Here is a 26,713-nt window from a genome sequence, read left to right on the forward strand (position 1 = left end):
TTACTCCCTTATCTGTCCGTCACCCGTAACCACATACTTGTAGCTAGTCAACTCTTTCAAGCCCATTGGACCACGCGCGTGTAGTTTCTGAGTAGAAATTCCCATCTCACATCCAAGACCAAATTGTCCCCCATCTGTGAAACGAGTTGAGGCATTGACATAAACCGCTGCAGAGTCCACTTGATCTGTAAAGTAAGCCGCAGCTCCAGCATTTTCCGTCACAATGGCATCCGAATGATGGGTACTGTGGGCTTCAATATGCGCGACCGCTTCTTCTAAACTGCTCACAACCTTAACTGCTAGGACATAGTCTAAAAATTCAGTGTCAAAGTCTTGGGCCTCAGCTGCTTGACCTGAAACAAACTGACTTGCTTTCTCATCCAAGCGGAATTGAATCGGTTCCAGTCCAGCTTCTTTTCTATCTGTAATCAAAACTTGCTCCAAGCGAGGAAGGAAATCTTCTGCCTTGGCTTCATGAACAAGTAGAACCTCCATAGCATTGCAGACAGAAGGACGACTGGTTTTAGCATTGTTGATGATAGACAGGGCCTTGTCTTCATCGGCATCCTTATCGACATAAACATGGACAATCCCAGTTCCTGTCTCGATAACAGGTACAATCGCATTTTCGACCACCGCATTAATCAAGCCAGCTCCTCCACGAGGAATAAGAAGGTCTAGATAGCCCTTTGCCTTCATCATGGCGTAGCTACTTTCACGGCTAGTATCTTCCACTAGTTGAATCACATCTGGGTGAATAGTCGTTGTCTCCAAGCCCTTCTTTAAGGCTGTGACAATGGCATGGGCTGTTTGATAGGCATCCTTCCCACTACGAAGAACAACCGCATTCCCACTCTTGATAGCCAGAGCAGCCGCGTCAGACGTCACATTTGGACGACTTTCATAGATAATACCGATAACACCCATAGCCACACGTTTTTTGGTGATCACTAAGCCATTTTCAAGCTGACTTGTTTCTAAAACTTCACCGATTGGATCTGGTAAAGCAACCACTTCACGAATCCCAGTTGCCATCGCTTCTATGCGCCCTGCATCCAAATAAAGACGATCTAGCATCACATCTGAGATTTTCCCCTTAGCCGCTTCCATATCGAGGGCATTTGCTGCTAAAATCTCCTCAGTAGCAGCCACTAAGTGATTAGCCATGGCTAGCAAGGCTTGGTTTTTCACCTCTTCACTAGCTGTATTGATCGATTTTTTAACAGTCTGTACCTGTTCAAATTGTTCTTGTGTACTTACCATAGTTTACCTCTAAAATTCTGTAAAGAGTAGTTGGATTTCAGGAGTAATGGAAATCCAGTCGTCACGATGAATCAAGACTCCCTTGGCTTTTTGAGAACGCAACATATCCTCCAAAGCAGATGCTCCAAATTGTACGCGTCCTTTTCCAAGCGATTTTCCACTTTCCTTGTCAAATACTGTCACGATATCACCGTATGAAAAGGCTCCTTCTGCTTCAACAATACCAGATAAAAGGAGACTCTTACCATGTTGAGAGAGAGCTTCTGCAGCCCCTTTATCAACCCAAATAGAACCTTGGCTCTGAGCATAAAAGGCCAGCCATTGTTTCTGGGTACGAAGTCCCTTCTCTTGAGCAACAAAGTAGGAACCATCCTTGGTCTCCTCAGCTGCCTCAATCATGGCATCTGACTTCAAGGATGAGCAGATATAAACAGGAACTCCTGATTCCGTCGCGATAGTTGCAGCTTTGATTTTTGTAAGCATACCCCCAGTTCCGTTTGAAGAACCAGCACCACCAGCCATATCAATAATCTCACGATTGATAGTCTCGATTTTCTCCAAGCGTTTGGCTGTTGGATCTGAATTAGGATTTCCTGTATATAGACCGTCTACGTCTGTCAAGAGAACTAAAAGGTCTGCTTGGACCATGGCTGCTACCTGAGCACTTAGAGTATCATTGTCCCCAACCTTGAGCTCATCAATAACGACACTGTCATTCTCATTGATGATAGGAATCGCGCCACGGCTAAGTAGAACTGACAAAGCCTGATGGGCATTCTTATAACGACGCTTATCCACAAAATCATCCTGGGTCAGCAAGATTTGTGCAGAAACGATTTGACGCAAGAGAAGATTGGTCGTGTATTCTTCCAACAAAAGGCCTTGCCCTACCGCTGCTGAAGCCTGTTTATCAGCAATCTTAGTCGGACGCTTTTTAAATCCTAAGGCCCCAAAACCTGCCGCAATGGCACCTGACGATACCAAAATCAATTCATGACCAGCCTCGTGCAACATAGCCAACTGCTGAGTAATAGCCTTTACCTTACTACGTGATAAACTTCCATCCTCATTCGTCAGAGAAGAAGTCCCCACCTTAAAGACAATCCGTTTGTATTTCATAGTCTCACTCCGATTCTTCATATTTATCCATTATAACATGAATGGCAGGAAATAGAAAAGAGTTGATAGGAAAAAGAAGGCCCTAAAACCTTCTTTTCTACTACTGTTCTGATTCCGATTTGTTTGCAGTCGTTTCAGATTTTTTTGAAGTTGATGATGTCAAATCTTGACTAGTTGAAGAACTTTCAACACTTTCATGTTGACTCGTTTCTTTATTTTCAAGATCCTTTTTCACTACTTCTTTGGATTCTTTTATTTCTGAATTACTTGTAGTTCTAATTGTAGCAGATTTCTCTACCGGAACATCCACTAACCAGGCACCACTTGAATCAACAGTATAGCCTTCTGGTGTCTTACCGTTCACAAGCAATTGACCATTTTCTTTCAAGAAGTACCATTTATCCTTGTCCTTGATCCAACCCACAGCTCGTGAACCGTCTTCCTTGTAGAAATACCAATCATTTGCCTTTTTAAGCCAGCCTTGCTTCATAGCTCCTGAATCTTCCAGATAATAATGTTGACCTGCAACTTCTATCTCACCTGTCTTCATGATACCAGTAGAATCCATATAGTACCAGGTTTCTTTATCTTTTACCCAGCCCGTTTTCATTTCCCCTGATTGAGCAAAGTAATACCATTGCCCCTTATATTGAAGCCAACCTGTCTTCATAGAGCCATCAACATCCAAATAATACCACTGTTCTTTATCTTGAATCCAACCAGTTTCCATCTGGTTTTCTTTGTTAAAATAATACCAGATTCCAGCGATTTTCTTCCAATTTTTTGCAGCGGCACCAGAGTCTGTCAAATAAAACCAACGATTGTTCCATTTTTTCCACTGATTATATAACAGGATTCCCCTTTGATTAAAATAGTACCATTCACCTTCGATTTCATTCCAACCGACAGCATACTCTCCTGTAGAATCAGGTGCTTGATACCACCAGTTTCCATAAGCACTCTTATGCCAGCCAGCTTGAAAACTTGGAATCGGCTTGTAGGATGTTGAAATGTTTACTAAACCGTCTTGTCGAATATCAAAAACTGTCGCATCATAGTCTTTGCTGGCTGCGTTTATATGTTGAATTCCCATTGATTCAAGCCAGCTAATATATTCCCTATTTATTTCTTGACCGCTATCATACGAACCAATTGGTGAGGAGGAAGTTTGAACAATTATCTCAGGAGACAAATTTCTTATAAAATTTTTTGTATTAGAATTTTTTGTATCTAAATGATGGTTAAACTTCATCAAATCAACTTTTCCAATGAGAGAACCGTACTTGTCTTCTGCTCCATGAACATTATCTAAGTCGCCCCCAAGATAAATTTTCTTGCCATTGACTTTTACCACACTAATCAAGGAATTGGAATTATCATCCCAAACAGGTTTAAGATTTCCATTCTCATCATATTCATTTTCATAATTATAGAGCTGAATATCCATGTCCCCAAACTGAAAATGAGCATCTCCTTGTGTGATGTTTTGAATCACTGAAACACCTTTTTCTGTGGCAGTCTGTAAAACCTTATCATAGCCATACAGATTATCCCAAAGACGTTCAGGCTTAGTAATACGATTATCACTATATTTCTTAAGATAGACTCGGTCAACTGGATAGGTAGACAGTAATTCATCAACATTTCCAATATGGTCACTGTGGGTATGGGTTACCAAAATAAAATCAAGTTTTTGGACACCCAATTCCTTCAAACGACGAAAGACACGGTCTGTTAGAACATGCTTATAAGTTGTATTGATACCCTGTCTCCATGGATAACGAGAATCACTTCCATCTGGGAAATCATAATCTTCTCCTGTATCCACCATGGCAAAATGTCCATTGCTTTCAAGAATAATCGCATCACTGCCACCTTCATGAACATTAATAAAGTGAATTTTATTTCCTGAACTTTCTTGAGCTTGAACATTTCCATACCATGACAAGCCTAAAAAAGCGCCCACAAGTGCTAAACTAGTTAATTTCTTTTTCATTCTTACTTCCTCAATCTCTCCAAAGTTTCCTTAAAAATATCTGGGATATCTGCTGTAAATTCCAAGGTCTCACCTGTTCTCGGATGGGTAAATCCTAGCGTCTTGGCATGAAGAAATTGTCCATGTCCTTTCAAAGTCTTGCGAGGACCATAGACTTCATCCCCAGCGACTGGATGGCCAATATAAGCCATGTGAACACGGATTTGATGAGTGCGCCCTGTCTCCAGTTGCAACTCCACTAAGCTATAATCGCCAAAGCGTTCCAAGACGTGGAAACGGGTAACTGCAGTTTTTCCTTTCGCAGTCACAGCCTGTTTCTTACGGTCTTTTTCACTACGACCAATCGGGGCTTCAATCACACCGCGATCATTGGGTAGATTTCCATGAACAATCGCCCAATATTTACGAAGAGACTTTTTATCTTTCAGTTCTTGGGCAAGTGCTAGATGCGCCTCATCGTTTTTAGCAATCATGAGAAGGCCTGACGTATCCTTATCAATACGGTGAACAATTCCTGGACGCAGAACCCCATTGATACCCGACAAGTCCTTAATATGATACATGAGGGCATTTACTAGGGTCCCACTGGTATGACCAGCACTCGGATGCACAACCATCCCCTGAGGTTTGTTAACGACAGCCACATCCTCATCTTGGTAGACGATTTCTAGCGGAATATCCTCAGCTACATACTCTAATACCTCTGGTTCTGGCACATGGTAAGTGACGACATCGCCCTCTTGGACCGTGTACTTAGCTTTCTTGACTTGACCATTGACCAAGACCTGGCCTGATTTGATTTGTTCATTCGCGAGACTGCGTGATAATTCTGTCAAATCCGACAAAGCCTTATCTAAACGCAGGCCACCAGTTTCAATTTTAATTTCCATTTATTTCCTCTTTTAACATTGCAATCAATAAAATAATCACTCCAACAGTCAGATAGCTATCTGCCACATTGAAAATTGCAAAATTGATAAAGTCCACATGAAACATATCCACAACAAAGCCCTGACTGATTCTGTCAATAAAGTTTCCAAGACCTCCAGCGATGATTAAGGTTAAGCCAATCACCATCCAGATTGAGTCCTCCATGTGTTTATGTAGATACCAGATGGCACCTACCACGACAACCAGAGTAATGACAGCAAATAACAACTGCTGATCTTGTAAGATAGAAAAGGCTGCCCCTCGATTTTGCAGGTAGGTCAAGCTAACGAAATTGGGAATCCAAGAGCGCACTTCACCCAGTGGAATCTGCTGGACGATATAGGATTTTACCAACTGATCCAGCCCAATCAAAAGCAGTACAATGACTGCCACTATTCCTCTTTTTTTCATGATTTCCTCTTTTGATTAAAATATTCTTGCATGACTTCTACGAAGAGAGTCCCAGCTTGACTGAGTTCCACTTCCTCACGTTTGACATAAACCATGCGGTTATCTAAATTATCCTTGAGACGAATAACTGTAATGCCATTGACACTGTCACTATCTAAAAATCCAGACCCTGTCGCATAAGCGTCCGTCCGCTCTAAAATACCATTCAAGGTAGCGCGGTCTGTCACATTAAACATCTGTGAGCTAGCACTAGTATCGACAAAATTCTCCGAATAATAAAGGTACTCGTCTTTCTCTTGGGTAAAACGAACTGTTGGTAGATCCGCTAAATCCTCCATGATCAATTCCTCTTTCTGAGCTAAAGGATGCCCCTCGCGAAGATAAATGTGGGTATGGAATGGAATCAATTCAATGACCTCCAGGCCTAACTTTTCAACCCGTTGCATAATCCCCTTTTTATTTTGATTGTTGAGGTAGATAATCCCAATCTCACTATGTCCCTGAGCTACTTCATCTAAAATTTGAACAGTAGTTGATTCAAAGATTCGGAAATTCTTATAGTCAGGATAGCGCTCTGAAAAGGCCGTAATGGTTGGTGGCAAAAAGTCATAGTGCTGACTAGCAATGGAAAATTCATCCTTTTCTTCTTCATGATTGGCATACTGATTTTGAAAAATATCAAATCCTTTAACCAATTCTTGCGCTTTTTCATAGAATTCCATACCACGACGAGTCAAGAAAGTCCCTGAGCTAGTCCGACGGAAAATCTTAAATCCCAATTCTTTTTCCAAATCACGAACAGAAATGGACAGACTCGGCTGACTAACATACATCTTTTCAGCAGCTTCACGGAAAGTACCGCTATTGGCAATAGCCACAACATAGCGTAATTGTTGAATGTTCATCTTCTACCCCCAACTTCTTTATCTTTTCATTATACCATATTTTAGAAGTTTTCCAAAAAGGAAAAAAGTCAGGAAACTTTCAAACCTAAACGAATACTATGACATCCCAATCCAAGAATTAGAATAACGTCTTTTTTCACTCCTCATCTGATTTCAAGCAAATAAAAACAGCAAATCTTCTTGATTTACCATTTATAATATGATACAAGAAAAGCCTCTAACATTTTCTTTTTCCCTATAAATCAACTAGAAAAAGTCTCTTCAATCCTATTAGCTATATCTGGATTTACTTCCCAGATACCAGCATAAGGTTGCTCAATATACTGCCTTTTCTTCTTAGTATATAGATAGACTACACTATCCTTTTCTTCATTCTGATGATAAAACTTGATAATGATGTAATCTTTAACATTTATCGGTTGATCATTTAAACTTTCTAAAGTTGTGGATTTTGACTGTTTCTGTATCTCCTCAATCAATTTTGAAATTTCTTCTCTCTTGTTGATAGTTTTAATATCTTCAGAGGTTTTTTTCTGCAGAGAAATAACAGAAATACTTTCAGGTTCAGGAAGAATAAGTTTTTTCTTACTGCCACAAGCAGATAGAACAAGAAAAGAGATTGAACAGACTATTATGGTGATAAGCTTTTTCATACAGGTTCAAATCCTTTCCATATTCCTGCTTTCCTACTTAGATACAGTTATAATATCAAACCTTAGTAATTTTTAGAATATCTTATTCTCTTATAAATTTCATGACTCTAAAAGCTCTACATTCAACTATTTTTTCATTATAAAATAGAGTAACCGACAAGTTCGCTTCGCACATTGGTTTTTAAAATATGGGTATCAGCGTGGGTATCAAAACAAAAAAATAGGCTCTCCGAAAACTCGGAAAGCCTTAGTTTATGCTACTTCTAGCTTCCTCGCCTTTACATTTCAAGGCTCGGGATAAAAAGGTTCACTGGACCTTTTTATTTAGCGATTGGGTAAACAGAAACTTGTTTTTTATCGCGTCCTTTACGTTCAAAGCGTACTACGCCTTCAACTTTAGCGAACAAAGTATCGTCTCCACCACGTCCAACGTTTACACCTGGGTAGATGTGTGTACCACGTTGACGGTAAAGGATTGATCCACCTGTTACAGTTTGTCCGTCAGCTGCTTTAGCTCCAAGACGTTTTGCTTGTGAATCACGTCCGTTTGATGTAGAACCTCCACCTTTTTTGTGGGCGAAAAGTTGCAAGTTGTTAAGAGTCATTTTTAACATAATGTTTTCCTCCGTGTTAGTTTTCTGTGATAACTCTGGTTTGGACGAACTCTGAAGAGTTCTCCGATAAGTTTGCCATACCTAAGAAAAATGATTCAAAGAACAACTGGGTCATTTCTCTCTGGTGTGAAGGAAGATCTTTTGGAATTTCAACCATCAGATAGCCACCTTCATCTTCGTTTAATTCTAGGATTGGTTCATAGCCTGCAAATTTCTCAATAGAATTGATAAAGTTAATGGCAAGCGTAGAAACCGATGCACACACGACATCTAAGCCGTATTCGCCACTCTCGGCGTGTCCAGTAATTTCCGCACTCCTCAGCTCGCCATCTTCGGCTCTCTCAAAGACTGCTTGTATCATGTGTTCTCCTTAAAATTAAGCGTTGATTGCGTTGATGACAACTTTAGTATATGGTTGACGGTGACCTTGTTTACGGTGGCTACCTTTTTTAGGTTTGTACTTGTAAGTAACAACTTTCTTTTGTTTTCCTTGTTTTTCAACAGTTCCAACTACAGTAGCTCCAGCAACAAGTGGAGTTCCGACAACAGTGTTTTCACCACCAACAAGAACAACTTCGTTAAAAGTAACTTCTTGACCAGCTTCCACGTTCAATTTTTCAACGTAAACTGCTTGACCAACTTCAACTTTAACTTGTTTTCCGCCAGTTTTGATAATTGCGTATGTGCTCATTATGCACCTCCTATGATTTTTATGGGTTTCCCCGAATTTTTTGTGAAGACTCGCCTAGCATCGTGGGACGAACCACTTAAACTTGAATAATCAAGCAACGATGTTCGTGCGGTTGCACAGGAACGTGCATAGTCAACTCTTCAAGTATAGCATATCTCCTGTTTTCTTACAAGTAATAACACCTAAAATGAATCTTTTTCTTTTACTTTTTTCCGCCACTTGGCAAAAAGTATGCTGAGGTAAAAAATACTCATCATAATAGGAACACCAAGAATGGTCTTTTCATGATAGAAAATCGTCAAATAGGCTGAAAAGACAACGCCAAGAACAAAACTACTAAGAAGGCTAACAAATATAAACCCTTCACGCAAAAAAGGAGTGTGTTTAGTTCGGAAATAATCTCCAAAAGCCAGCATGGTCCGTTTGATATTCCCTGTCATAAAAGCGTTATTATAGGCAATACCCGACACTTCTCCAAAAGCAGTTGTCACCAGTCCCATACAGAAAGCCAAAGGCGGTACTAGATAAATATTATCTACAGTTTGCGGCACAAAACCAATAATAATTGATAAGATTGCCAAAGGAATCAGTGACAGAATTGGCTTTTTCACAATTCTCAATTTTTCCTTATAAATCGTTAGTAAAAAGACTCCCATCATAAAAGCTAGTAAGGTCATTACTTTGGCACTGGCATCTGACACATTGTGTTGAATGAGTCCCACTGATAAAAAGACTACATTCCCAGTTTGTCCAGCTACAAGAGTATTCCCTCGCACAATAAAAGTATAGGCATCTACATAACCTGCACAAAAAGTCAAAAAAAGCGCTAGCCTCTTAGACTGACGTGATATTTTTCTTATAGGTAATAACCTCATTTTCCCTCCCATTTCATTTACTCATCTCATTATTGTACCACTTTCTTTGAAAAAGGCCTAGTAGCTTATTTGAAATTTTTTACCCTCTGTTGGATAGTCCCGTCTATCTATGTTATAATGAAAGAAGGATTTGAAATCGGAAAAGGAGTAACTATGCTTAAATTAGGTGTCATCGGAACAGGGGCTATCAGCCACCACTTCATAGAAGCAGCCCATTCCAGTGGAGAATACAAGCTGGTCGCAGTCTATTCTAGAAAACTAGAAACTGCAGCAACCTTTGCTTCTCGCTACCAGAATATCCAACTCTTTGATAAAGTAGAGGACTTCTTCAAGAACTCCTTTGATGTGGTCTATATTGCTAGCCCAAACTCCTTGCATTTTGCTCAGGCAAAAGCTACATTGTCTGCTGGTAAACATGTCATTCTTGAAAAGCCAGCTGTCACTCAACCACAAGAATGGCTGGATTTGATTCACACAGCTGAGAAAAATAATTGTTTTATCTTCGAAGCAGCTCGTAATTATCACGAGAAAGCTTTCACTACTATCAAAAACTTTTTAGCAGACAAGCATGTGTTGGGAGCAGATCTCAACTATGCCAAGTATTCTTCTAAGATGCCTGACTTGTTGGCTGGGGAGACACCAAATGTCTTTTCAGACCGTTTTGCTGGTGGAGCTCTTATGGATTTGGGGATTTATCCTCTCTACGCTGCCGTTCGTCTCTTTGGAAAAGCTAAGGATGCAACCTATCAGGCTCAACAGCTTGACAATAACATTGACCTAAATGGTGACGGAATCCTCTTCTACCCAGACTTTCAAGTTCACATCAAGGTTGGGAAAAACATCACTTCCAATTTTCCTTGCGAAATTTACACAACAGATGGAACCTTGACTCTCAACACGATTGAGCATGTTCGCTCGGCTATTTTTACCGACCACCAAGGCAATCAAGTCAACCTCCCTATCCAACAAGCTCCTCATACGATGACTGAGGAAGTCGCTGCATTTGCACACATGATCCAGAAACCAGATCTGAATCTCTACCAAACTTGGCTGGAAGATGCAAGTTCAGTTCATGAGCTACTATATACTATGCGCCAGACTGCTGGCATTAGATTTGAGGCAGAAAAATGAAAACCAAACTACCAACTGAATGGCAAGAACTGAGTGACCAACTCGGTTTCCAGGAATTCACCCCCATTCAAACTCAACTATTTGAGTCCCTTCTTGCTGGAGAAAACCTCCTAGGAGTGAGCCCAACAGGAACTGGTAAGACCCTAGCTTACCTTCTACCAAGTCTTCTCAGACTACAAAAGAAAAAAGCCCAACAACTCTTGATTCTAGCACCAAATACTGAGCTTGCTGGACAGATTTTTGATGTATGTAAAACGTGGGCTGAAGCTATGGGCTTAACTGCCCAACTCTTCTTATCAGGTTCGAGTCAGAAACGCCAGATTGAACGCCTAAAAAAAGGACCAGAAATTCTAATTGGAACCCCTGGTCGTATCTTTGAACTCATTAAACTGAAAAAAATCAAGATGATGAATGTGGAAACCATCATCCTAGATGAATTCGACCAATTACTAGATGATTCTCAGATTCACTTTGTTGAGAAAATCACTCACTACGCACCGCGTGACCATCAACTCGTCTACATGAGTGCGACGACCAAGTTTGACCAAGAAAAGATTGCGCCTAACACACGTACCATTGATCTTTCTGACCAAAAATTGGACAACATCCAACATTTCTATATGCAGGTAGATCAACGTCACCGAGTGGATATGCTACGAAAACTGGCTCATGTAGAGGATTTCCGAGGTCTGGTCTTCTTTAACAGCCTATCAGACCTTGGAAGTGCAGAAGAAAAACTACAGTATCGGGATATCTTGGCTGTTTCCCTCGCTAGTGATGTCAATGTCAAATTTAGAAAAGTCATCTTAGAAAAATTTAAAGACAAGCAACTAACCCTGCTTCTTGCAACTGACCTTCTGGCTCGTGGAATTGATATCGATAGCCTAGAATGTGTCGTAAACTTTGATGTCCCAAGAGATATCGAAACCTACACTCACCGTGCTGGACGTACTGGACGTATGGGCAAGGAAGGTTATGTTATTACTCTTGTCACTCATCCAGAAGAAATCAAAAAACTCAAAAAGTTTACAAGTTTACGTGAAATTGTCCTAAAAAATCAAGAACTCTATATCAAATAAAGCTCCGTTTGCTCTATGCCCATCAAGTGTATAGAGCTTTTTTATGTAAACAATTCTTCAATTTTAGTTCAATATCAGAAAAAAGAACCTTGCTACGCAAGATTCTTTTAGTGTCTGACTTAAATAATTGTTCTTCTGGGAACTAAATCGAATTAAGCTTCGATTTCTGTAACCATACCTGAACCAACAGTACGTCCACCCTCACGGATAGAGAATGTAGTACCTTGTTCTACGGCGATTGGGTGGATCAACTCAACGTCGATTGTCACGTTATCACCAGGCATTACCATTTCAGTACCTGCTGGAAGTTCGATTGAACCTGTAACGTCAGTAGTACGGAAGTAGAATTGTGGACGGTAGTTGTTGAAGAATGGAGTGTGACGTCCACCTTCTTCTTTAGTAAGGATGTAAACTTCACCTTTGAATTTAGTGTGTGGGTTGATTGAACCTGGTTTAGCGATAACTTGTCCACGTTCGATTTCGTCACGTTGAACACCACGAAGAAGGACACCTACGTTATCTCCGGCAAGACCTTCGTCAAGTTGTTTACGGAACATTTCAACACCAGTAACAACTGCTTTTTGAGTTTCTTCTTTGATACCAACGATTTCGATTTCGTCGTTGACTTTAACGATACCACGGTCGATACGTCCTGAAGCAACTGTACCACGTCCAGTGATTGAGAATACGTCTTCGACTGGAAGAAGCAATGGTTTATCAGTGTCACGTTCTGGTTCTGGGATGTACTCATCAACTGTGTTCATCAATTCCATAACGATGTCTTCGTATTTAGTGTCACCTTCAAGGGCTTTAAGAGCTGAACCTTGGATAACTGGAAGATCGTCACCTGGGAAGTCGTATTCTGACAATAGGTCACGGATTTCCATTTCAACCAATTCAAGCAATTCTTCGTCGTCAACCAAGTCAACTTTGTTCATGAAGACGATAAGGTGTTTAACACCAACCTGACGTGAAAGAAGGATGTGCTCACGAGTTTGTGGCATTGGTCCGTCAGTTGAAGCTACTACAAGGATAGCTCCGTCCATTTGAGCGGCACCAGTGATCATGTTTTTAACGTAGTCCGCGTGTCCTGGAGCGTCGATGTGAGCGTAGTGACGTTTTTCAGTTTCGTACTCAACGTGCGCAGTGTTGATTGTGATACCGCGTTCGCGTTCTTCTGGAGCAGCATCGATAGACGCATAGTCTTTAGGTTGGTTAACTGATGAAGGCAAGCGACGTGCCAAAACAGTTGTGATAGCTGCAGTTAGGGTAGTTTTACCGTGGTCAACGTGTCCGATAGTACCAATGTTAACGTGTGGTTTACTACGATCGTATTTTTCTTTTGCCATTTGAGTAAAAGCCTCCAATAAAATATATTTTATAGATAGACAGTAGGCAATACAGTCTAACTTTCCTTACTATTTTATCAAATTTCAGCTAAATTGCAAGTGTTTTACAAAGTTTTTGTGAATTATTCTTAATCTACTAATCTAAACGGTATTTCTACTCCCATCACTTCTTTAATGAAAAAGAAAAATCAGGAATTTCCTGATTTTTACTTAGCTAATTCTCTTTCTCGTTCTTTCATTATTTTATGATTTTCATACAAACGTGATAAAAACTTAGAAATTTCTTTTAAGATAGAATAGGTTGGTACTGCGACAATCATGCCAATGACACCATAGATATTACTTGATAACAAAAGTAATACTAAAATCGTAATTGGATGAACCTTCATCACTCCGCCAACGATTCGAGGGTAGAGGATATTCCCATCCACTTGCTGAATAATCAGCATGTAAACAACTGCAATCAGCATTCTATGAGGATCAGTAAAGACATTTGCGATAATCATCGGAACTAGACCAATACTTGGTCCTACATAAGGAATGAGATTGGCTAATCCTGAAAAGATAGCGAAAACCAAAGCGTATTTCAAACCGATTACGCTATATCCGATAAAGGCTAAACAACCAATAAAAATCGCATCAATGGCAACTCCACTAATATATCGAGCGATTGTAGCATTCAAATTTTTTAAAAGACCTGTAATATGCAACTTATCACGCTTTAAAACAGTACGTTCAAGCATCGGCAAGAATTTGTGACCATCTAACAAAAAATAAATTAAAAATACAGGGGTCATGATAATAATCAAAACAGTACTAAAGAGCGCAGATAGGACACTTCCAACACTATTGGTAACACTGTTTAGAATATTTTGTAGAATATCTACATAGGAGAGATTTAACTGTTGAATCGTCGCTTGAATATCTAAATTTTGAAAGGCTGGATAGGTAGATAAATCCACAATCAAATCTTGCAAACGACTATAAATTGTCTGACTTGTTGCTATCAAACTGGTCAACTGATTAATCAAAATCGGTAAGAGATAGACTACCCCAATAACTAGCCCCCAGACCAAGGCGCACAAGGTTAGTAGAATACCAATGATACGGTTAATTTTGAAATACTTTTGTAAAAAATTTACAATAGGATTGGTCAAATAATATAAAAAACCACCTAAAAGAAAGGGAATCATTATAGTGTTTGCGACACTTACAAAAGGCGTTATAATCCCACCCATCTGTCTCCATAAATAAAAGATGATGGTTAATAATAAAATCTCACTGGTCCAAAAAAATAATTTATTCTTACGAAACATGGGGTACCTCCATTCATCTATTTTACCACACTTTCAAAAAAGCTTCTTTCTTATATCATGAAACTGGGAATATTTTTTTCTTTATGATAGAATAAACTTACTATGAAAAAAATAATTTTAACTCTCCTAAGCCTTTCCGTCATTGGCTCAGCATCTACTGTTGCTGCTCAAGATTTTAATATTGCTGCTAAACATGCAATTGCTGTTGAGGCGAATACTGGTAAAATTCTCTATGAGAAAGATGCAACTCAGCCAGTCGAAATCGCTTCAATCACAAAATTGATTACTGTTTATCTTGTCTATGAAGCCTTGGAAAACGGTAGTATTACACTATCAACTCCGGTAGATATCTCTGATTATCCATACAAATTAACTACAAATTCTGAAGCGAGTAACGTTCCTATGGAGGCTCGTAATTATACCGTCGAACAACTACTTGAAGCAACATTAGTATCTAGTGCTAACAGTGCAGCTATTGCCTTAGCAGAGAAAATTGCTGGCTCAGAAAAAGACTTCGTCGATATGATGCGGGCAAAGCTCTTAGAATGGGGAATTCAGGATGCCACTGTTGTCAATACGACTGGTCTTAATAATGAGACTCTAGGGGATAATATTTACCCAGGATCTAAAAAAGATGAGGAAAATAAGCTCAGTGCTTATGATGTCGCTATCGTTGCTCGCAACCTCATCAAAAAATACCCACAAGTTTTAGAAATCACGAAAAAACCTTCTTCTACTTTTGCTGGAATGACAATCACTTCTACCAACTACATGTTAGAGGGTATGCCTGCTTATCGCGGTGGTTTTGATGGCCTTAAGACAGGAACAACAGACAAAGCTGGAGAATCTTTTGTTGGTACTACTGTCGAAAAAGGGATGAGGGTTATCACAGTTGTTTTGAATGCAGACCATCAGGACAATAATCCTTACGCTCGCTTCACAGCTACATCCTCACTAATGGATTATATTTCTTCTACATTCACGCTTCGCAAAATCGTTCAAAAAGGCGATGCCTACCAAGATAGCAAAGCACCTGTACAAGATGGAAAAGAAGATACGGTCACTGCCGTTGCCAAAGATGATATCTCTCTAATTGAACGTGTTGGAAGTCAATCTTCCCAATCTGTTCAATTCACTCCTGATTCTAAAGCAATCCCAGCACCACTTGAAGCCGGAACAGTGGTTGGACATTTGACTTATGAAGACAAGGACTTGATTGGTCAAGGTTACATTACCACAGAACGCCCTAGTTTCGAAATGGTAGCAGAAAAGAAAGTTGAAAAAGCTTTCTTCTTAAAAGTTTGGTGGAATCAGTTTATCCGATTTATCAACGAAAAATTATAAAAAAAAATCGCGATTTAAACCGCGATTTTTTGTTACAAGTTCATCTTCAAAATCCTTGATTATGGGTAAATATAAAAACAAATTTTACCCAACTGATCCTTCCATCTCATAGCTAATCAAGCGGTTCAGCTCAACTGCATATTCCATTGGAAGTTCTTTTGTGAAGGGTTCTACAAATCCCATAACAATCATCTCTGTTGCCTCAGATTCTGACAAGCCACGGCTCATGAGGTAATAGAGTTGTTCTTCTGAAATCTTAGAAACCTTAGCTTCGTGTTCCAAAGCGACTTGTGAGTTGTGAATTTCATTAAACGGAATAGTATCTGATGCTGATAAGTCATCCATGATAATGGTATCACACTCGATGTGAGAGACAGATTTCTTAGAGTTTTTATTAAAGGTTACTTGTCCACGATAGTCAACCTTTCCTCCACCTTTAGCGATGGATTTAGACACAATAGACGAGCTGGTATGTGGAGCGTTGTGGATCATCTTAGCTCCAGTATCCTGGTGTTGCCCTGCATTGGCAAAAGCGATAGAGAGCATGGTACCACGCGCCCCTTCTCCATCTAGGTAAACAGATGGGTATTTCATGGTTGTTTTGGCACCCAAGTTACCATCAATCCACTCAACAGTGGCATCCTTTTGAGCCTTCGCACGTTTTGTAACCAAGTTATAGACGTTATCAGACCAGTTTTGGATGGTTGTATAACGCATATAAGCACCATCTAAGGCAAAGATTTCTACGATGGCAGCATGCAAGCTGTTACTTGAATAAGTTGGAGCTGTACATCCTTCTACATAATGAACACTTGCTCCCTCATCAACGATAATCAAGGTACGTTCAAACTGACCAGTATTTTCGTTATTGATACGGAAGTAAGTTTGAAGTGGGATATCTACCTTGATCCCTTTTGGTACGTAGATAAAGGTTCCACCAGACCATACTGCTGAGTTAAGGGCAGCCAATTTGTTATCTGTTGGCGGTACCAACTTAGCAAAGTATTGTTTAAACAAGTCTGGGTATTCCTTGAGGGCAGAATCTGTATCTGTAAAGATAATCCCCAATTTTTGGAACTCTTCCTTCATGTTGTGGTAAACCACTTCTGACTCGTACTGGGCAGAGGCACCAGCTAGATAAGCACGCTCAGCTTCAGGAATCCCGATACGCTCAAAGGTTTCTTTAATCTTTTCAGGAACGTCATCCCAAGAACGAGCTGGTTTATCAGATGGTTTTTGATAATAAATCAGGTCATTAAAATCAATCTCTGACAAGTCTGCTCCCCAAGTTTGCATGGGCATTTTTTTGAAGGTTTCATAAGACTTCAAACGGAATTCTAGCATCCACTCAGGTTCTCCCTTAGCAGCTGATAGCTCACGAATGACATCTTCATTCAGTCCTTTTCCTGTCGATAGAACAGGCTCTACATCATCATGGAAACCAAATTTATATTCACCAAGGTCAATTGGTTTTGGTTCTACTCTTTCTTCAGCCATAATATCCTTTCTTTCATTCTTCATTTCTACTGATTCATAAGACAAAAGAAATTTGTCTTACTGATTGTCTTGATTTTCAATTGTTTTCTTCAGAGCGTTCCAAGCTAGGGTTGCACACTTGATTCGTTGAGGGAATTTTGCAACGCCTGATAAGAAGGCTGCGTCTCCAAGTTGGTCTTGACGCTCATCTTTTTGCCCTTGAACCATTTCAGAAAAAATGGTCGCAAGTTCTAAGATTTCTTGTTTGGTCTTGCCTAAAACGGCATCTGTCATCATACTAGCAGAGGCAGTTGAGATGGTACAGCCTGAGTTTAGAAAAGCGATATCCTCTAAGCGGCCATCTGCATCAAACTTGACAGAGAGATTGATAACATCTCCACAGGTCGGATTGTTGAGACTGATTTGTTCAGCATCTTCCAACTTTCCTTGATGATGTGGATTTTTCGAATGGTCCGCTACCACTGCCATATAAAGGCTATCTAGTTTAGAAAGTGCCATTGAAAAACTCCTTTGTCTTTTGTAAGGCATCGACTAGCTTGTCGCAATCTGCCTTTGTATTATAGATATAAAAACTTGCACGAGCTGTTGCTGGAACATCCAAATACTGGAGCAAAGGTTGCGCACAATGGTGACCTGCTCGAACAGCCACTCCTTCATAATCCAAAGCAGTCGCAAGGTCGTGCGGATGAAGGTCGCCTAGGTTAAAGGCAATAACACCTGAACGTTGAGCCAAGTCCTGTGAACCATAAATGGTCAGTCCTTCAATCGCCTGCAGTTTTGGATAGACGTATGCGATCAATTCTTGTTCATGGGCTTCAATGGCATCCATACCAATGTTTTCAAGATAATCCACAGCTGCTGCCAGTCCAATTGCACCTGCCATATTGGGAGTTCCTGCCTCGAATTTCCAAGGTAATTCCTTCCAACTAGCAGATTGTTCATAAACGAAATCAATCATTTCGCCGCCAAATTCTACTGGTGACATTTGTTCCAGATACTTTTCTTTACCGTAAAGAACACCGATACCAGTTGGACCCGCCATCTTGTGACCTGAAAAGGCAAAGAAGTCCACATCCAAATCCTGTACATCAATCTTCATATGGGGTGTAGACTGAGCACCATCCACCACCATGACGGCTCCCACTTGGTGCGCCAATTGAGTGATTTCTTTTATTGGATTGACCACACCCAGGACATTTGAGGCGTGAGCAAGGGAGACAAACTTAACTTTATCAGTCAATTTAGCTCGCAAATCATCCATATCCAGAGCTCCATTCTTAAGATAGACATAGACAAGCTCTGCCCCAGTCTTGCGGCAGGCTTCCTGCCAAGGAATGATGTTGGAATGGTGTTCCATGACAGAAATCAAAACCTGGTCTCCCTCAGTCAAGACTTCCTCAGCATAACGCGCTACCCAGTTAAGACTGGTTGTCGTTCCTCTAGTAAAGAGAACTTCCTTTGTAGACCCTGCATTGATAAACTTACGAATGTTTTCACGAGCCGCCTCATAAGAAGCTGTCGCTCTTTCTGCCAAGGTGTGAACGCCACGATGAACATTGGCATTGTCCTTCTCATAGTAGCGGTTAATCGTTTCCAGAACTGCTAGTGGTTTTTGTGTCGTCGCAGCATTGTCCAAATAAACCAATGGTTCATCATTAACAATCTGGTCTAAAATTGGAAAATCCTTGCGAATCGCTTCTACATCTAACATAGGCTACCCCTTAGCGTTTTGACAATTTTTCTTCTATAGTTGCAATCATTTCATCACGAACTTCCTTGACTGGAATCTCAACGATAACGGAGCCAAGGAAACCACGGACAACCAAACGTTCTGCAGTTACCTTATCTAAACCACGGCTCATGAGGTAGTACATGTCTTCTGGATCTACCTGACCGATAGAAGCCGCGTGTCCTGCAGTTACGTCATTTTCATCAATCAAAAGGATTGGGTTGGCATCTGAACGCGCTTGGTCTGAAAGCATAAGAACACGACTTTCTTGTTGGGCATCTGCTCCCTTGGCACCCTTGATGATGTGGCCAATACCATTGAAGGTCAAAGTTGCTTTTTCAAGGATAACCCCATGTTGGAGGATATTTCCGATGGAGTTACAACCATAGTTAGTTACTCGGGTATCAATCCCTTGTACCTGACGGCCACTTGAAAGAGCTACGACTTTAAGATCCGCATGGCTACCGTTACCAATCAAGTCACTATCAAAGTCTGCAACGACGTTTCCTTCGTTCATGACACCAATTGCCCAGTCAATACTTGCATCATTGCCCAACTTACCACGACGGCTAATGTAAGCAGTGACGTTTTCACCTAGACGGTCGATCGCAGCAAACTTGACTTGAGCACCTGAACGAGCAATGACTTCTACTGTGATATTAGCAGTTGCTTTGGCACTTCCTTCACCACGAGATTCCAAACGTTCCAAATAGCTAATCTTACTGTTCTTACCAGCGATAATCATAATATGCTTGTTAAACGGTACATCACTATCACTATCTTGGTAGAAAATACCTTCGATTGGCTCTTTAATTTCAACATTATCAGGAATATAGAGAACAGCACCACTATTGAAATAAGCTGTATGGTAGGCTGCCAACTTATCATCGTCATATTTAACAGATGACATGAAGAATTCCTCAATCAGCTCTGGAATTTCTTCTAAAGCTGAGTGAAAGTCTGTAAAGACAACACTCTGTTCAGCCAACTCAACTGGAGTTTGCTCAAAAACAGTTTGAGTTCCTACTTGCACCAACTTCAAGTGATTATCTAGTGCAGTGAAATCTGGAACATTTGCTGATGGCTCACTTTCTGTAATCGTTCCATCCCCCAGATTCCAACGGTGGAATTTGACACGCTCAATAACTGGTAATTCTAAACTCTCAATCTTATCAAAAGCTTTTTGACGGAGGTCAGCCAACCAGCTTGGTTCAGCGTGCATTTCTGAAAAAAGTTTAATATTTTCTTTAGTCATTTACTTCTCCTAAAAGATACGAGGGAATTACAATTCTTCCTTGTAGTCGTAGCCAAGTTCTTCAGCTAGTTTTGCGTATCCTTCACGTTCCAAACGCGCAGCCAATTCTGGACCACCAGAAAGGACAACGCGACCTTCCATCATGACGTGTACCACATCAGGTGTGATGTAGTTCAAAAGACGTTGGTAGTGAGTGATAATCATAGCACCAAAGCCTTCACCACGCATAGCATTAACACCTTTAGAAACAACTTTAAGGGCATCAATATCAAGACCAGAATCAATCTCATCCAAAAGGGCAAATGTTGGCTCCAACATCAAAAGTTGAAGAATTTCATTACGTTTTTTCTCACCACCAGAGAAGCCTTCGTTGAGGTAACGCTCAGCCATTTCTTCTTTCATGTTGAGCAATTCCATCTTCTCATCCAATTTAGTGATAAACTCACGAACTGAAATTTTTTCATCATCTTCTTTCCCAGCATTCATGGCTGCACGAAGAAACTCAGCGTTAGTAATACCAGGAATTTCTGATGGGTATTGCATAGCAAGGAAAAGTCCCATACGCGCACGCTCGTCCACTTCCAACTCAAGGATGTTTACGCCATCAAACAAGACTTCACCTTTGGTAACTTCATAGTTTGGATTTCCCATGATAGCGGCAGAAAGAGTCGATTTACCAGTACCATTTGGTCCCATGATAGCGGCGATTTCTCCTGTTTTCAGGGTCAGGTTAACCCCTTTTAAAATTTCTTTTCCTTCAATCTCAACGTGAAGATCTTTGATCTCTAATACTGACATGATAATTCCTTTCTTTTTCAAGGCCTTTACAGTGCTTACTGGAAACATACTTGATTTCCCTAGAAAATACGGTAAAAGGTCAATAAATATACTTTTATAGTATAACAAAAAAAAGCCTAAAAGGCTTTGATTTTGTCTAGAAGCTGAGGACTAGTCTTTTCCTTTTAAATGCTGGTCAATGACATCTACAATCTTGCCCATCAAGTAACTTACTCGGAAATTTCTAAAGAGCAAAATGGCCCAAAAGGCTGCCATAATATAGCGACCAGTCATCCAGGCTTCATTGAAAAAATAGGTCTCAGCAGCTGTAAACAGCGCGATGATAATAAATTGTTGTCTATTCATAAACTTATTGTATCATGAAATCTTTCTTTAGTCTTCCTCTACCTTCACTTTATCAGCCAAAAATTCAAAACCTTCTGGAATCAGGCTTTCTTCTGCTTCTTTTTCAGATTGAGAAGATTTAGCTTTGGCTGAAAAGGCTGCACGAACTTCTTTCCATTCTTCCATGGAAATAGCTAAAATCTCGGGTGAAAAACCTGCTGCCTGACTGAGGATGTTACCAAACATGGTGTTGAGATTGTCCCGTTTCATGGTTTGACCAGCATTGAAGTTAGACTCAAAAGCAAGAATAGCATGGTGTTCATTGGCCGCAACCGGTTGAGAACCAATTAGCAGAGCCTTATCAGGGCCTCCTAGACTTTCAATTACCTCTCCCCAGGCATTCTGCAAGCGAATCAGATTTTGGCGTGCTAAATCAGGATTTTCAACGGCCTCTTGTAGGATAGATTGAACTTTATTGCGATCCACACGATAGACGGTCTTGCTCGCTGCTGGACGGGTAGGTACTGGACTAGTTGGTTTTGGTACAGTGCCCACATTTGCGAGTTCATGTTTGAGACGGGCAACTTCCTGTCTCAATGCAGAAATTTCATGTTCAACTGCCCCAGAAAGAGCTGGTTCAGGCTTAATCTCTGCCAATCGAATAGTCATCATCTCAGCATAAATCTTGGGCTGCAAACTAGACTTAATATCTGCTAAACTGACTGTCGCCAAGCGAATCATTTCAAACAGATTTTCCTGAGGAAGTGCCAAATTTTCTACAAAGACTGGACTATGATGAGTGTTTTCTCCCCCTGTTTGAACAATTAACAAATCTCTTAAATAGTGTAAAAGGTCGGTCACAAAACGAGTCATGCTCTTACCATTGTCAAAGAGAAGATTTAAGCATGCTAGGGCCTTGGGAACATCCTGTTGAGACAAGGCGGCCACATAATCATCCAAGGCTGATAGACTAATAGTACCAGTAATTTCTTCAGAGATGGCAGTCGTCAGTTCGTTTCCCTGTGTCAAACTCAGGGCTTGATCCAAAATAGACAAGGCATCTCGCATTCCACCTTCAGCCCGTCTGGCAATGATTTCCACAGCCTCTGGTTCAGAACTGATATTTTCTTTTTCTAAAATATAGTGGATATGTTCCTTAATATCCTGTGTCTTAATCGATTTAAACTCAAAACGTTGCACACGAGATAGAATCGTAGCAGGAATCTTGTGCAATTCAGTAGTAGCCAAAATAAAGACCACATTCTGTGTTGGCTCTTCCAACGTCTTTAGGAGGGCATTAAAAGCCCCTGTAGACAGCATGTGAACCTCATCTATGATATAAACCTTATAACGAGCAAGGCTAGGCGCATAGGTAGATTTATCACGAATTTCACGAATTTCATCAACCCCATTATTAGAGGCTGCATCCATTTCGATGACATCTTCTAAACTACCATCCGTCACCGCTTGGCAAATATAGCAGTTATTACAAGGTTCACCACCCACTTGATTGGGACAGTTCATAGCTTTGGCAAAGATCTTAGCCACACTAGTTTTTCCCGTTCCACGTGGACCAGAGAAAAGATAGGCATGACTTATTTTCTCTTGCTCTACTGCTTGTTTAAGAGTCTTAGCCACAACTTCTTGACCAACCAACTGGGAGAAGTTTTGACTTCTATATTTTCGATAAAGTGCTTGATACATTAGGCTTTCTCCCCAAACATTGTAAAGTCCCATTCTGTCTTTTCAAGCAAAATAGCGACAAATTGTTCCAAATAATCTCGATCCATAGCATCATAATCATCAAGCTCTGAAGAATCCAGATCCAGAACTCCAAGTAATTGACCATTCTTTATCATCGGCACAACAATTTCACTTTTAGCTCGACTATCACAAGAAATATAGTTGGGATAAATTGTTACATCACCAACCAGAACAGTTTCCTGAAAATGAGCTGCCTCCCCACAAACACCTTTTCCCAGTGCAATACGGATGCAGGAAACACCTCCTTGGAAAGGACCTAGAACCAATTCCTTTCCATCGAACAGATAAAAGCCTGCAAATACGGTATTAGGTAAGCGTGATTTTAGAAGAGCACTGGCGTTGGAAAGATTAGCCAAAACATTGGTTTCACCATCCAATAAAAAAGAGAGCTCTTCATTTAACATTTGATAACGTGATTGTTTTTCTGATTCTAACATAGGACTATTATATCAAAAAAGGCTTACAGACAAAAGAAAAATCCCTTGTTTAGTAAACAAAGGATTTTGTGAATTTTCAATTTGATTAAAGTTCGATATCACCGAACAAGTCAGCCATTGAGAATCCTGTTTGTGTTTCTGGAAGTTCGAAATCACGTTTTTCTTGACGCTTTGGACGACGTGGACGAGCAGCACGTTTTTCTTCTTTTTGTCCTTCTTCTTGAGCTGGACGCTCTTCAAGAGCTTTGATAGAAAGTGATACGCGCTCTGCATCTGCGTTAACTTCAAGAACTTTAACTTTAACTTCTTGACCTACTTTAAGAGCTTCTTTTGGATTTTCAATACGTTTGTGTGAAATTTGTGATACGTGAACAAGTCCATCGATACCTGGCAATACTTCAACAAATGCACCGAAGTCAGTCAAACGTTTAACTGTTCCTTCTACTACATCACCTTTAGCCAATTTTTGCTCAACGCCATCCCATGGTCCAGGTGTTGTTGCTTTAAGTGAAAGTGAGACACGTCCTTCTTCTTCGTTAAGATCAAGGATTTTAACTTCAATTTCTTCACCAACAGTTACAACTGATTTTGGTGATACGTTACGTTCGTGTGACAATTCAGTCAAGTGAACCAATCCGTCAACACCACCAAGGTCGATGAAAGCACCAAAACTTGTGATACGTGCAACTTTACCAGTTACTACATCACCAACAGCCAATTTACCAAATACTTCAGCGCGAGCTGCTGCTGTAGCTGCTTCAACAACTTCACGACGTGAAAGGATGAAGCGGTTTTCTTTAGCGTCAACTTCTTTGATTTTAGCATCAAATTCTTGACCTACAAAACGCTCAGTGTTACGTACGAAACGAGTATCCAACATTGAAGCTGGGATAAATCCACGAACACCTTCAAATTCTACTGAAAGTCCACCTTTAACGGCACGAGTTCCTTTAACAGTAACAACTTCTTCTTCGCGACCAACAAGTTTGTCCCATGCTTTGCGAGCTTCAAGGCGTTTTTTAGATACAAGGTATGTAACTGTATCAGTATCTTTACCAACTACTTGACGAAGTACAAGAACATCCAATACTTCTCCTACTTTAACAAAGTCATTGATATCTGCATCGCGATCGTTTGTCAATTCGCGAAGAGTCAAGACACCTTCAACACCAGTTCCAGAGATTGCAACGTTAGCTTGAGTCGCATCAACTGTCAATACTTCAGCACTAACAACATCACCAGTCTCAACTTGGCTAACGCTATTTAGCAAATCTTCAAATTCGTTCATCTAAAAAATCCTCCAACAATCAAGTTTTTCTTAAACTTGACATACTTATAATTTTTTTCCTAAGCACCCGCAAGGACATGTTCATATCGTTCACGTCTTTCAATTATAAAAATAAAATACCCTAAGATATTTTGCTTTTTATCTTGATTATTACCTAAGAACTGGGGTAGCTGGATTCGAACCAACGCATGAGGGAGTCAAAGTCCCTTGCCTTACCGCTTGGCTATACCCCATTGACGAAATGGAGAGAGAGGGATTCGAACCCCCGAACCCGAAGGAGCGGATTTACAGTCCGCCGCGTTTAGCCTCTTCGCTATCTCTCCTACAATCAACATGGACTATTATATCATGAAAATTTCAAAAAAACAAGACTTATTTTGCTAAATTATAATTTTCAATCAAAATTTCCACAGCTTTTTCCAATTTTTTATAAAAACTATCGACATTCCCATTCTTTATGATGGCAAATTGTCCGTCTAATTCGGCAATTTCTCCGATAACTTTTTTACCGATAGTCAATGTATAACCTTCAAAACTGTCTTTACCAACATTAACTTTAGCATCTGCTACTTGAATTTCAATTTTTTTATCTTTCTTGCTCATTTCATACCTCTCTTCACTTTTTCTATTTTACAAGAAAATCCTAAAACTAGCAAGAAAAAACTCTATACCAGGCTTGTCTGATATAAAGGCTAATTTCTCAAAGTAACTTCCACTTGCCCAACCAAAGTGGAAATTAGTCTAAAACGGATTTTTATGGTGGAATTAAGTGTGAGACGTTTGAGTTAGAAATGAGGTCTACTATGACAAAACATAAACACCTTACCCTTTCAGACCGTAATGATATCCAATTAGGCTTAGAGCGCGGTGAAACCTTCAAAGCTATCGGACAATCCATTCTAAAAGACCCAACTACTGTTTCCAAAGAAGTCAAACGAAACAGACAAGTCCGAGAGTCTACATGCGATAACCTTCCTTGCCCTTTACTCGATAAGGCTCCCTTTGTCTGTAATGGATGCCCTAAAAGAAGACAAAATTGTGGATTTAAAAAAATCTTCTACCTTGCTAAACAAGCTCAAAAACAGTACGAACAAACTCTTGTCGAAGCTCGTGAAGGAACTCCCCTTAATTCCAAGGCCTTCTGGGACATGGACAAAGTCATTTCTGATGGTGTTAAAAAGGGACAACACATCTATCATATCCTCAAAACTCATAACCTTGATGTCAGTTCCTCAACCGTCTATCGACACATCCGAAAAGGATACCTATCTATCGCTCATATTGACCTAGCCAGAGCCGTTAAATTCAAAGAAAGACGGAAAAGGAAACTACCTTCCATCCCTAAAGAAGCTAAAAAAGGCCGTTCCTATGAGGATTTCCAAAACTATTTAGTCCTTAATCAACTAGACTCTTGGCTGGAAATGGACACAGTTCTGGGGAGGATGGGAGGTAAAGTCCTACTTACCTTCAACCTGTCTTTCTGTAACTTTATCTTCGCTAGGCTTCTGGATAATAAAACTGCCCTTGAGGTTACCAAACACCTCTATACCATCAAGAACACTCTTCATGAAGCTGATAAAGATTTCTTCCAACTCTTTCCTGTCATTCTTACCGATAATGGTGGAGAGTTTGCCAGGGTTGATGATATCGAAATGGATGTGCGAGGAGAGAGTAAACTCTTCTTTTGTGACCCTAATCGCTCTGACCAGAAAGGGAGAATTGAGAAAAACCACACACTGATTCGAGACATTCTACCTAAGGGAACTGCTTTTGACAACTTAACTCAAGAGGACATCAATCTCGTCTGCTCTCATGTCAACAGTGTCAAACGTGCTGCTTTGAATGGAAAGTCAGCCTATGAGCTCTTTGCCTTTACCTATGGAGAAGAGATTCCTAAGCTTCTAGGTATTTCTAAAATACCTGCAGAAGACGTCTGTCAGTCTTC

The 26,713-nt window shown here is 40.3% G+C and carries 27 protein-coding genes, 2 tRNA genes, 1 pseudogene and 1 other annotated feature; of the genes and pseudogenes, 5 read left to right on the forward strand and 25 right to left on the reverse strand.

Going from position 1 to position 26,713, the window contains the following annotated elements:
* From NMM26_RS04995 to NMM26_RS05020, 6 genes are all read right to left on the reverse strand, one after another.
* Complete coding sequence (locus NMM26_RS04995; RefSeq protein WP_254753682.1) at nucleotides 1–1,263, reverse strand: glutamate-5-semialdehyde dehydrogenase; 1,263 nt, start codon at nucleotides 1,261–1,263, stop codon at nucleotides 1–3.
* Nucleotides 1,264–1,272: 9 nt separating this feature from the next.
* Nucleotides 1,273–2,382 carry a glutamate 5-kinase gene (proB, locus tag NMM26_RS05000; protein ID WP_254753683.1) on the reverse strand — a complete coding sequence of 370 codons (1,110 nt, stop codon included), beginning with the start codon at nucleotides 2,380–2,382 and terminating at the stop codon, nucleotides 1,273–1,275.
* A 100-nt stretch (nucleotides 2,383–2,482) separates the two neighbouring features.
* Nucleotides 2,483–4,378, reverse strand: coding sequence for an MBL fold metallo-hydrolase (locus tag NMM26_RS05005; RefSeq protein ID WP_254753684.1), 1,896 nt, complete (start codon nucleotides 4,376–4,378; stop codon nucleotides 2,483–2,485).
* Nucleotides 4,379–4,380: 2 nt separating this feature from the next.
* A complete protein-coding gene (locus NMM26_RS05010) occupies nucleotides 4,381–5,268 on the reverse strand; it encodes an RluA family pseudouridine synthase (protein WP_254753685.1) in 888 nt (295 codons plus the stop codon).
* Nucleotides 5,258–5,719 carry a signal peptidase II gene (lspA, locus tag NMM26_RS05015; RefSeq protein ID WP_254753686.1) on the reverse strand — a complete coding sequence of 154 codons (462 nt, stop codon included), beginning with the start codon at nucleotides 5,717–5,719 and terminating at the stop codon, nucleotides 5,258–5,260. The genes NMM26_RS05010 and lspA overlap by 11 nt, the downstream gene beginning before the upstream one ends.
* Entirely contained in the window at nucleotides 5,716–6,624 is a 909-nt protein-coding gene (locus NMM26_RS05020; RefSeq protein ID WP_254753687.1) for a LysR family transcriptional regulator, read from the reverse strand. Before NMM26_RS05020 ends, lspA begins: the two co-directional genes overlap by 4 nt.
* Here NMM26_RS05020 and NMM26_RS05025 point away from each other — a divergent pair.
* Nucleotides 6,617–6,691 (forward strand): annotated as a pseudogene (locus NMM26_RS05025) (AraC family transcriptional regulator); the annotation flags it as partial. The gene NMM26_RS05020 and the pseudogene NMM26_RS05025 sit on opposite strands and share 8 nt — an antisense overlap.
* Before the next feature lie 175 nt (nucleotides 6,692–6,866).
* Here NMM26_RS05025 and NMM26_RS05030 read toward each other — a convergent pair.
* The 5 genes from NMM26_RS05030 to NMM26_RS05050 form a co-directional block, all read right to left on the reverse strand.
* On the reverse strand, nucleotides 6,867–7,277 hold the full coding sequence (locus NMM26_RS05030; protein ID WP_254753688.1) for a DUF5301 domain-containing protein: 411 nt from the start codon (nucleotides 7,275–7,277) through the stop codon (nucleotides 6,867–6,869).
* 320 nt (nucleotides 7,278–7,597) lie between these two features.
* Complete coding sequence (gene rpmA, locus NMM26_RS05035; protein ID WP_000916509.1) at nucleotides 7,598–7,891, reverse strand: 50S ribosomal protein L27; 294 nt, start codon at nucleotides 7,889–7,891, stop codon at nucleotides 7,598–7,600.
* 16 nt (nucleotides 7,892–7,907) lie between these two features.
* Nucleotides 7,908–8,252, reverse strand: coding sequence for a ribosomal-processing cysteine protease Prp (locus tag NMM26_RS05040; RefSeq protein WP_000613699.1), 345 nt, complete (start codon nucleotides 8,250–8,252; stop codon nucleotides 7,908–7,910).
* Nucleotides 8,253–8,267: 15 nt separating this feature from the next.
* Nucleotides 8,268–8,582, reverse strand: coding sequence for a 50S ribosomal protein L21 (rplU, locus tag NMM26_RS05045; RefSeq protein ID WP_000109141.1), 315 nt, complete (start codon nucleotides 8,580–8,582; stop codon nucleotides 8,268–8,270).
* Between the two features lie 36 nt (nucleotides 8,583–8,618).
* Nucleotides 8,619–8,706: a sequence feature (ribosomal protein L21 leader region), on the reverse strand.
* Nucleotides 8,707–8,764: 58 nt separating this feature from the next.
* On the reverse strand, nucleotides 8,765–9,469 hold the full coding sequence (locus tag NMM26_RS05050) for a YoaK family protein (protein WP_254753689.1): 705 nt from the start codon (nucleotides 9,467–9,469) through the stop codon (nucleotides 8,765–8,767).
* A 141-nt stretch (nucleotides 9,470–9,610) separates the two neighbouring features.
* Between NMM26_RS05050 and NMM26_RS05055 the strand changes: the two genes are divergently transcribed.
* Both NMM26_RS05055 and NMM26_RS05060 read left to right on the forward strand, forming a co-directional pair.
* Nucleotides 9,611–10,588 (forward strand): Gfo/Idh/MocA family protein, encoded by a 978-nt coding sequence (locus tag NMM26_RS05055; RefSeq protein WP_254753690.1) that lies wholly within the window; start codon nucleotides 9,611–9,613, stop codon nucleotides 10,586–10,588.
* Entirely contained in the window at nucleotides 10,585–11,667 is a 1,083-nt protein-coding gene (locus NMM26_RS05060; RefSeq protein WP_254753691.1) for a DEAD/DEAH box helicase, read from the forward strand. The genes NMM26_RS05055 and NMM26_RS05060 overlap by 4 nt, the downstream gene beginning before the upstream one ends.
* Nucleotides 11,668–11,819: 152 nt before the next feature.
* Here the strand turns inward: NMM26_RS05060 and tuf are convergent, their stop codons facing one another.
* Nucleotides 11,820–13,016 carry an elongation factor Tu gene (gene tuf / locus NMM26_RS05065; protein ID WP_001040726.1) on the reverse strand — a complete coding sequence of 399 codons (1,197 nt, stop codon included), beginning with the start codon at nucleotides 13,014–13,016 and terminating at the stop codon, nucleotides 11,820–11,822.
* Nucleotides 13,017–13,222: 206 nt separating this feature from the next.
* Nucleotides 13,223–14,332 carry an AI-2E family transporter gene (locus tag NMM26_RS05070; RefSeq protein WP_254753692.1) on the reverse strand — a complete coding sequence of 370 codons (1,110 nt, stop codon included), beginning with the start codon at nucleotides 14,330–14,332 and terminating at the stop codon, nucleotides 13,223–13,225.
* A gap of 102 nt (nucleotides 14,333–14,434) precedes the next feature.
* Here NMM26_RS05070 and pbp3 point away from each other — a divergent pair, with 102 nt between their 5' ends.
* Nucleotides 14,435–15,676: a D-alanyl-D-alanine carboxypeptidase PBP3 gene (pbp3, locus tag NMM26_RS05075; protein ID WP_254753693.1), complete on the forward strand. Its 1,242-nt coding sequence runs from the start codon at nucleotides 14,435–14,437 to the stop codon at nucleotides 15,674–15,676.
* 84 nt (nucleotides 15,677–15,760) lie between these two features.
* Here the strand turns inward: pbp3 and sufB are convergent, their stop codons facing one another.
* The 12 genes from sufB to NMM26_RS05135 all read right to left on the reverse strand — a co-directional run bounded on the left by sufB (nucleotide 15,761) and on the right by NMM26_RS05135 (nucleotide 25,371).
* Nucleotides 15,761–17,173, reverse strand: a complete 1,413-nt coding sequence (gene sufB / locus NMM26_RS05080) for a Fe-S cluster assembly protein SufB (RefSeq protein WP_125454571.1) — start codon at nucleotides 17,171–17,173, stop codon at nucleotides 15,761–15,763.
* A gap of 57 nt (nucleotides 17,174–17,230) precedes the next feature.
* Nucleotides 17,231–17,671 carry a Fe-S cluster assembly sulfur transfer protein SufU gene (sufU, locus tag NMM26_RS05085; protein WP_254753694.1) on the reverse strand — a complete coding sequence of 147 codons (441 nt, stop codon included), beginning with the start codon at nucleotides 17,669–17,671 and terminating at the stop codon, nucleotides 17,231–17,233.
* Nucleotides 17,658–18,884 (reverse strand): cysteine desulfurase, encoded by a 1,227-nt coding sequence (locus NMM26_RS05090; RefSeq protein WP_254753695.1) that lies wholly within the window; start codon nucleotides 18,882–18,884, stop codon nucleotides 17,658–17,660. The genes sufU and NMM26_RS05090 overlap by 14 nt, the downstream gene beginning before the upstream one ends.
* Nucleotides 18,885–18,894: 10 nt before the next feature.
* The gene (gene sufD / locus NMM26_RS05095) at nucleotides 18,895–20,157 is read right to left on the reverse strand and encodes a Fe-S cluster assembly protein SufD (protein WP_254753696.1); all 1,263 of its coding nucleotides are present in this window, start codon (nucleotides 20,155–20,157) and stop codon (nucleotides 18,895–18,897) included.
* Nucleotides 20,158–20,184: 27 nt separating this feature from the next.
* Nucleotides 20,185–20,955 carry a Fe-S cluster assembly ATPase SufC gene (sufC, locus tag NMM26_RS05100; RefSeq protein WP_000114489.1) on the reverse strand — a complete coding sequence of 257 codons (771 nt, stop codon included), beginning with the start codon at nucleotides 20,953–20,955 and terminating at the stop codon, nucleotides 20,185–20,187.
* Between the two features lie 150 nt (nucleotides 20,956–21,105).
* Nucleotides 21,106–21,300, reverse strand: a complete 195-nt coding sequence (locus tag NMM26_RS05105) for a DUF3272 domain-containing protein (RefSeq protein ID WP_001081602.1) — start codon at nucleotides 21,298–21,300, stop codon at nucleotides 21,106–21,108.
* A gap of 27 nt (nucleotides 21,301–21,327) precedes the next feature.
* On the reverse strand, nucleotides 21,328–22,983 hold the full coding sequence (dnaX, locus tag NMM26_RS05110) for a DNA polymerase III subunit gamma/tau (protein WP_254753697.1): 1,656 nt from the start codon (nucleotides 22,981–22,983) through the stop codon (nucleotides 21,328–21,330).
* Nucleotides 22,983–23,480, reverse strand: coding sequence for a GAF domain-containing protein (locus NMM26_RS05115; protein WP_084865023.1), 498 nt, complete (start codon nucleotides 23,478–23,480; stop codon nucleotides 22,983–22,985). Before NMM26_RS05115 ends, dnaX begins: the two co-directional genes overlap by 1 nt.
* An 85-nt stretch (nucleotides 23,481–23,565) precedes the next feature.
* Nucleotides 23,566–24,768 carry a 30S ribosomal protein S1 gene (gene rpsA, locus NMM26_RS05120; RefSeq protein WP_001001630.1) on the reverse strand — a complete coding sequence of 401 codons (1,203 nt, stop codon included), beginning with the start codon at nucleotides 24,766–24,768 and terminating at the stop codon, nucleotides 23,566–23,568.
* 161 nt (nucleotides 24,769–24,929) lie between these two features.
* Nucleotides 24,930–25,001: transfer RNA gene (locus NMM26_RS05125), tRNA-Gln, on the reverse strand.
* A 9-nt stretch (nucleotides 25,002–25,010) separates the two neighbouring features.
* Nucleotides 25,011–25,091: transfer RNA gene (locus NMM26_RS05130), tRNA-Tyr, on the reverse strand.
* Between the two features lie 49 nt (nucleotides 25,092–25,140).
* Nucleotides 25,141–25,371, reverse strand: coding sequence for a DUF2969 domain-containing protein (locus tag NMM26_RS05135; protein ID WP_000037113.1), 231 nt, complete (start codon nucleotides 25,369–25,371; stop codon nucleotides 25,141–25,143).
* A gap of 200 nt (nucleotides 25,372–25,571) precedes the next feature.
* Here NMM26_RS05135 and NMM26_RS05140 point away from each other — a divergent pair.
* A partial coding sequence (locus tag NMM26_RS05140; protein ID WP_254754452.1) for an IS30 family transposase occupies nucleotides 25,572–26,713 on the forward strand: 1,142 nt, incomplete at its 3' end.

This window comes from Streptococcus sp. CF7_Ac1-8 (genome assembly GCF_024295435.1).
Classification (GTDB): domain Bacteria; phylum Bacillota; class Bacilli; order Lactobacillales; family Streptococcaceae; genus Streptococcus; species Streptococcus mitis_AP.